General features: G+C 51.5%; 5 protein-coding genes. All 5 read left to right on the top strand.

The features are described 5' to 3' along the window. Window positions 1-184: 184 nt before the first annotated feature. Complete coding sequence (locus L977_RS11375; RefSeq protein ID WP_014881887.1) at window positions 185-706, top strand: fimbrial protein; 522 nt, start codon at window positions 185-187, stop codon at window positions 704-706. Window positions 707-807: 101 nt separating this feature from the next. Continuing rightward, window positions 808-1,488 (top strand): fimbria/pilus periplasmic chaperone, encoded by a 681-nt coding sequence (locus tag L977_RS11370; protein WP_045134504.1) that lies wholly within the window; start codon window positions 808-810, stop codon window positions 1,486-1,488. A gap of 41 nt (window positions 1,489-1,529) precedes the next feature. After that, window positions 1,530-4,007, top strand: a complete 2,478-nt coding sequence (locus tag L977_RS11365) for a fimbria/pilus outer membrane usher protein (protein WP_442854932.1) — start codon at window positions 1,530-1,532, stop codon at window positions 4,005-4,007. Between the two features lie 9 nt (window positions 4,008-4,016). Continuing rightward, window positions 4,017-5,072, top strand: a complete 1,056-nt coding sequence (locus L977_RS11360) for a fimbrial protein (RefSeq protein WP_045269667.1) — start codon at window positions 4,017-4,019, stop codon at window positions 5,070-5,072. 246 nt (window positions 5,073-5,318) lie between these two features. Further along, a partial coding sequence (pstS, locus tag L977_RS11355; protein WP_072034142.1) for a phosphate ABC transporter substrate-binding protein PstS occupies window positions 5,319-6,360 on the top strand: 1,042 nt, incomplete at its 3' end.

Here is a 6,360-nt window from a genome sequence, read left to right as displayed (position 1 = left end):
ATAATATTATATTAAGACCTCATTTCATCCTGAACTATTCCATATTCGGCAGGCGAGAATAATAGAATAATATTTCTTCTTGTTATTTTTTATTTTAAAGAGTTTAATGCTCTTCGCTTGTATGCCCTGAAGTATTTATCAGGGAAATAGTATTTTGCAATGTATAATTCAGGATGGTGTTGTAATGAAAGGAAATACGTTAAAGAGCATTGTTGTGCTTTCCTCTTTATTTTTCGGTGCGCAGACACATGCGGCCAATGGCAATGGTACTGTCCATTTCACGGGCGAAATTATCGATAGTACCTGTGAGGTGTCTACCGGTACTAAAGACCAGACCGTTGATTTAGGCAAAGTGAATAAATCAACGTTTACCGGCGTGGGGTCAATGGCGTCGGTTCAGGCATTCCAGATCGATCTGCTGAACTGCCCGGATACCTACAAAAAAGCCAGCGCCCGTTTTGACGGCACCGAAGACGGTGACGGGTACCTGAAGCTGTCTTCTGGCGGGGCGAGTGGCGTTGCGATTGCAATTTATAACCGCGCCGATAACAGTCTGCTTAAGCTTTACAATCAGTCTACGCCTGCCACTATTTCCTCCGGCAAGGCGTCGTTACCATTTATGGCTCGCTATATCGCCACGTCTGCAACCGTAACGGCGGGCACTGCCAATGCGGATTCGGAATTTACGATTACATACAGTAATTAATTCCTTCAATCTCTTTCTGTAAAAAAATAATCAGGCCTGGTGAGGTTGGGTTTGTTGCGCCCTTTTATCGGAAATTATCCAGGCCTGTTACAGGATATAATATGCGCAGGCGTTTTATAATTTTATTTGTTGCTCTTCTTTTCTCATTCGCTACCGGGACGTCAAGTGCCGGGATTGTTATTGGTGGCACCCGCGTTATCTTCCCTGGAAATAAAGCAGATACCACCCTCTCTGTCTTAAATAAAGATACGGCACTGCCTTACCTTCTTCAGGCGTGGGTTGAGCCTTTTAACAATGCGGATAAGCACCAGCCGCCCTTTACGGTTATTCCTCCCGTCTCCCGGCTGGAGCCCGGCCAGGAGCGTGTCCTGCGTATCATTAAAACTCAGGGCGAATTACCGTCTGACAGGGAGTCCGTGTTTTGGCTGAATATTAAAAATATTCCCCCGTCGACAACCGAAGAAAGCAGCAAGCTGGAAATTGCCATCAAAACGCGCATTAAACTCTTCTGGCGTCCGGCGGGTGTTAAGGAAACGCCTGAAACAGCCGCTCTGAAAGTGAAATGGCAACGGCAGGGCAGCATGCTGGTGGTCACCAACCCGACGGCCATTCACGTCAATGTGATCGACGTGGCTATTGATGGCAAGCCGCTCGACCTGGCGATGATAATGCCGTTTGAGACACGTCGGCTGGCGCTGCCTGCTGGCGTGAGCAAAATGCTCACTTGGCACAGTATTAATGATTACGGCGCGATTAGCGACGCTATTCAGCAACCTCTTTAACCGCGGCGGGGTTGCTTGTATTGAAACGTTTTCACTCTTTGATTTTATCCCTGCTGTGGCTGGGAGGAAGCTATCCGCTTCTCGTCAGTGCCACACGACCACTCTTTAACGTGCGTCTGCTGGAGCTTGATCGGCCCATTGAGGTCGATATCAGCCAGTTCAATCGCCCGGATAACCTGCCTGAAGGAGAATATCAGGTTGATATCTATGTGAACGATCGATTCATTGCGCGCAGGGCGGTGCGTTTTTTCCGGCACGATCCGGAGAGTGCGTTGGCGCCTTGTTTTGTGGATGTAAAAAACACGCTGGCGATGTTTGGCCTGAAAGTGAACGCGATTAAAGCGCTGGATACGGTGAATGCTGAAGGTTGTGAACCGGTGCCGGTGCTGCCTGGCGCGAAATGGACGCTGGACAGCGAAAAGCTTGCGCTGAAGGCGTCGATCCCTCAGGTCTATCTGGACGCCACGGCGCGTGACGCCATTTCGCCCTCGCGCTGGGATCAGGGTATTGACGCTTTGATGCTGAGCTACGATTTCTCCACGACCCAGACGCTGAAGTCAGACTATGACAGTGACGATCTTTACTACCTGAATTTACGCAGCGGGCTGAATATTGGCGGATGGCGCCTGCGTAACTATAGCGCCTTAAATGCGGTCAACAGCCGCGGTAACGTTCGTTCGCTGAGCACGTACTTACAGCATGATATTGCCAGCCTGCGCAGCCAGGCCATGGCGGGCGATACGTGGACCGCGAGCGATCTCTTCGACAGTTCACAGGTGCGCGGCGTGCGTCTGTACACCGACAGCGACATGCTCCCCGATAGCCAGAACGGTTTTGCGCCGGTGGTGCGCGGCGTGGCGAAAACCAACGCCGTGGTCACCATCCGCCAGAATGGCTACATGATTTATCAGTCGGCCGTGCCGCAGGGGCCGTTTGCGTTGACCGATCTCAACACCACCTCAAGCGGCGGAGATCTGGACGTCACCATCAAAGAGGAAGACGGCAGCGAGCAGCATTTTGTTCAGCCTTACGCATCTCTGGCAATTTTGCGTCGGGAGGGGCAAACGGATGTGGACATCAGCATTGGTGAGCGTCGTGATAACGATCGGTTTATGCCAGAGGTGATGCAGGCACAGGTATTGCACGGAATGGCGTGGGGAATGACGCTGTATGGTGGCACGCAGCTGGCAGACGATTACCGCGCGTTTGCCGCCGGCGTTGGTAAAGATCTCGGCAATATCGGCGCTATTTCGATGGATATCACCCATGCCCAATCGCACTTTACGGACGATGACGATCAGGGGCAATCCTGGCGTTTTCTGTACTCAAAAACGTTCGACGTCAGCAATACCAGCCTGCGTATTGTAGGTTATCGCTATTCAACGGAAGGGTTTTACACCCTGGGCGAATGGGCATCGCGTACGGGCGATAGCGAGAACTTCTGGCATACGGGCAACCGCCGCAGCCGGGTAGAAGGCACCTGGACCCAACCGTTTTCCGAGGGGTACGGTAATGTCTATCTTACGCTGAGCCGGGAGCAATTCTGGCGTACGGACGATGTGCAGCGCCTGATACAGATAGGCTACAGCAACAGCTGGAAGCAGGTCGTGTGGAACCTGTCGTGGAACTATACCGATACGGTGTCTGACAGCATGGGAGAGTGGCAACAAGAAGATGAAAGCGAGCATCTCGTTATGCTGTCGCTGTCTCTGCCGCTTTCGGCCTGGTTACCCAACAGCTACGTCAACTACAACTACGCCCACAGCAACCATGGCACACCTTCCCACCAGATTGGGTTGAACGGCAATCTGCTCGACGATAACAATCTGAGCTGGAACATACAGCAGTCCGTGTATGAAAACCGCGGCACCTCGGCGGGAAATGCGGGACTGGTCTGGGATGCGTCCTACGGCTCGCTAAAGACGAATTATGCCTGGAGCGACGAAAGCCAGAGCCTGAACTACGGCGTCAGCGGCGGCGTGTTGATCCACGACGAAGGCATCACCTTCTCGCAGGAGATGGGCGAAACGGTGGCGCTGATCAAAGCGCCTGGTGCGGCAGGGTTATCGGTAGATAACGCCAGCGGCGTTGCCACCGACTGGCGCGGCTACACCGTGAAGACGCAGCTTTCACCCTACGATGAGAACCGTATTGCGCTTCAGAATAAGGATTTTGTTTCAGGCAACGTTGAGCTGGAACGCAGCGTGCAAAACCTGGTACCTACGCGTGGCGCGGTGGTGAAAGCCGAGTTTGTTACGCACATCGGCTATCGGGTGCTGTTTAGCGTTTCACTGGCGAACGGCAAGCCTGCACCGTTTGGTGCGGTGGGTACCGCTGCGCTTGATGTGGGAAGCGCAACGGGAATTGTCGGTGACAAAGGTGAACTCTATCTCGCCGGTATGCCCGAATCGGGGCAATTTTCGCTGACGCTCAGCAGCGGCAAGGCCTGTCTGGCTGATTATCACATCCATCAGAAACCTGATTCCGGGCTGGTGCAACTGCCTGTCATTTGTCGATAAAGGATAAGAATGAAACCCCAATTCTGGCTTTTTACTCTCTTTTTTGCCGCTTTTTTTTTACAGGCGGCGCCTACCGGCTACTGCGTACCAGACAATGGCAAATACCATAACTATTTCACTGTCGCGGAACAATTAACGACGCTTGATAACCTGGTTGGCATGCAGCATATGATCGATATGAATAACTCTACGACCTCGTTTAAGGGAACGTGCTACTGCCAGACGGGGAAAAATGAAAGTTACGATCATGCTTACATCACCAGCGTGGTTAATCCAGCCCTGCAGCCCACCACTAGCAGAAACAATATCTCCTATTATTATCTCAATAAGTATCTTGATATCGGTTTGCAAATCTACATTCTTGGCGTTGGCTACACCACCGTTCCCTTCGATCACCTGCCAAATGACATTGGGGGAACGTACCGGTGTCATAATGGCGTCAGTTCGCAAACCACGTTTTACAGCGGCGGGTCGGGCTTTATTTATCTGTATGTCAAAAAACAATTTACCGGCACGATCACCATACCGTCGATGGTCATGGCAAATATCTATGCCACTATCGATCCCCGTACCGTCTCGAACGAAATCATTTCGGATGTGATTGTGCAGGGATCGGTCACGGTACCGCAAACCTGCGAGATAGATGAAGGCCAGGCGATAATGATTGATTTCAAGTCTATTCTGGCATCGGAATTCTCAGCTAACCGGGGCCAGGCGGTGTCTTCCCGCAAGATTACCCGGCAGGTCAATATCAAATGTTCAAATATGATGTTTACCGACACGCTGGGGGCATCTTTCCACGCCTCTGCCGCGACAGCCGACAGTACGATGGTAGCCACCGATAATCCTGACGTGGGTATTAAGATTTACGATAAACATAACAGGGAAATTAATGTTAACGGCGGTGAACTTGAGGCGGAAACGACGAAAATGCCCGTGACTCTGGAAGGTGATACGCTGGGGACGCTCACGTTTTCAAGCGCTCCGGCTAGCGCAACCGGGTCCAGACCCGCGCCCGGTCCGTTCAACGGTACGGCTACCCTGACGATTGAAATCGGACACTAATCCTTTAACGGCTGTTTATGACAGCCGTTGTCATATTTCACGGACAAAACGGCGATCTTTAAAATAAAAATGACAAAAAAATGAATGCCTGATGAATTAAGTGCTATATTTTTCATGTGGTTACACCTCCCTTTGTGTTTGTCATAAAACTGTCATATTTCGTACATTTATCTGTCACCTGTTTGTCCTATTTTGCTCATCGTAGCCACTTAAACAATGATTTACGAAATCCTTGCAGGAGACATTATGAAAGTTATGCGTACCACTGTCGCAACTGTTGTCGCCGCGACCTTATCTCTGAGCGCGTTCTCTGTATTTGCAGAAGCAAGCCTGACTGGCGCTGGTGCAACCTTCCCTGCGCCGGTGTATGCCAAATGGGCGGATACCTACCAGAAAGAAACCGGTAATAAGGTTAACTATCAGGGTATCGGCTCCTCCGGTGGCGTAAAACAAATTACCGCTAACACCGTTGATTTCGGTGCATCAGACGCGCCGTTGTCTGACGATAAACTGAATCAGGAAGGCCTGTTCCAGTTCCCGACCGTGATCGGTGGTGTGGTTCTGGCTATCAACCTGCCGGGCGTGAAGTCTGGTGAGCTGGTGCTGGACGGCAAAACCCTAGGCGATATCTACCTGGGTAAAATCAAAAAATGGGATGACGAAGCGATCGCTAAGCTCAACCCAGGCCTGAAGCTGCCTGCTCAGAACATCGCCGTGGTTCGCCGCGCGGATGGTTCTGGTACCTCCTTCGTCTTCACCAGCTACCTGGCAAAAGTGAACGAAGAGTGGAAATCGAAAGTCGGTTCCGGCTCTACCGTTAACTGGCCAACCGGTCTGGGCGGTAAAGGTAACGACGGTATCGCTGCGTTCGTACAGCGTCTGCCTGGCTCAATTGGCTACGTAGAATACGCGTACGCGAAGCAGAACAACCTGTCCTACACCAAACTGGTGTCTGCTGATGGCAAACCAGTAAGCCCGACCGAAGAGAACTTTGCTAACGCTGCAAAAGGCGCTGACTGGAGCAAATCCTTCGCGCAGGATCTGACGAACCAGAAAGGCGAAGGTGCGTGGCCAATCACCTCCACCACCTTCATCCTGGTTCACAAAGAGCAGAAGAAACCTGAGCAGGGCGCTGAAGTGCTGAAGTTCTTCGACTGGGCATACAAAAACGGCGCTAAACAGGCTAACGACCTGGACTACGCCAGCCTGCCAGACAGCGTGGTTGAGCAGATTCGTGCTGCATGGAAAACCAACGTGAAAGACAGCAGCGGTAAAGCATTGTATGTTC

It is taken from the genome of Enterobacter sp. ZOR0014 (assembly GCF_000798855.1).
GTDB lineage: Bacteria > Pseudomonadota > Gammaproteobacteria > Enterobacterales > Enterobacteriaceae > Enterobacter > Enterobacter kobei.
The sequence above is the reverse complement of the archived record's forward strand: the minus strand, read 5'-3'. Positions and strand labels throughout refer to the sequence as shown.

What these genes read in the sequence shown, in the direction of transcription:
- L977_RS11375 (WP_014881887.1), top strand. Translation starts at nt 185, where the DNA reads ATGAAAGGAAATACGTTAAAGAGCATTGTTGTGCTTTCCTCTTTATTT.
- L977_RS11360 (WP_045269667.1), top strand. Translation starts at nt 4,017, where the DNA reads ATGAAACCCCAATTCTGGCTTTTTACTCTCTTTTTTGCCGCTTTTTTT.
- L977_RS11370 (WP_045134504.1), top strand. Translation starts at nt 808, where the DNA reads ATGCGCAGGCGTTTTATAATTTTATTTGTTGCTCTTCTTTTCTCATTC.